This window comes from Cellulomonas bogoriensis 69B4 = DSM 16987, assembly GCF_000767165.1.
Taxonomy (GTDB): Bacteria; Actinomycetota; Actinomycetes; order Actinomycetales; family Cellulomonadaceae; genus Actinotalea; species Actinotalea bogoriensis.
The window spans coordinates 1-988 of the sequence record NZ_AXCZ01000363.1 but is presented as its reverse complement, the minus strand read 5'-3'; the positions used below and the strand labels follow the sequence as shown (position 1 = coordinate 988).

Here is a 988-nt window from a genome sequence, read left to right as displayed (position 1 = left end):
TCCCAGGACGAAGAGGTCACCGCCAGGCTGGTGGCCGACATCCGCGACCAGCGGGAGGCCCTGGAGGCCCGGCACGGCGTCACGGACCTGCGGGTCACGGGCATGACCGCCGCGGCCGTCGACATCTCGGACCGGCTGTCCGGCGCGCTGCTGCCGTTCGCGGTGCTCGTGGTGGGGCTGTCCCTGGTGCTGCTGACCGTCGTGTTCCGCTCGATCGCCGTACCGCTGAAGGCCACCGCCGGCTACCTGCTCTCGGTGGTGGCCGCGTTCGGGGCGGTCGCGGCGGTCTTCCAGTGGGGCTGGCTGGCCGACCTGCTGAACGTCACGAGCCTCGGGCCGGTGATCTCGTTCCTGCCCATCATCCTCATGGGTGTGCTGTTCGGGCTCGCGATGGACTACGAGGTGTTCCTGGTCTCCCGCATGCGGGAGGCGTACGTGCACGGCGCCGACGCGCTCACGGCCGTGCGGGCCGGGTTCACCGCCAGCGCCCGCGTCGTCACCGCCGCCGCCGTCATCATGATCAGCGTCTTCACCGCGTTCATCCCCGCCTCCTCGCAGATGGTCAAGCCCATCGCGCTGGGCCTGGCCGTGGGGATCTTCGTCGACGCGTTCATCGTCCGCATGACCCTGGTGCCCGCGGTCCTGGCGCTCCTGGGCGACAAGGCCTGGTGGCTGCCGCGGCGCCTGGACCGCGCCATGCCGGTGCTGGACGTGGAGGGCGCGGCCCTGGAGCACCACCTGGACCACGAGGCGTGGGTCGCCGAGCACGGGGTCGCCACGGTGCGGGCCGAGCAGGTGGTCGTCGCCGACGAGCAGGACGCGCCCGTCGCCGTCGTGGACGTCGTGGCCCGGCCCGGGCAGGTCGTGGTCCTGGCGGGTCCGGACCGGGTGGCACGTCGCGCCGTCCTCTCAGCCCTGGCCGGCCGGTTGCGCACCTCCGGAGGCACCCTGGTGGTCCTGGACCGCGTGCTGCCCGACGAGGCCGCAT

Annotated in this window: 1 protein-coding gene; it reads left to right on the top strand. The window is 73.0% G+C overall.

From position 1 onward, the window contains the following. Positions 1–988: MMPL family transporter (locus N869_RS15435; RefSeq protein ID WP_035063147.1), on the top strand; the 988-nt coding region annotated here is incomplete at both ends.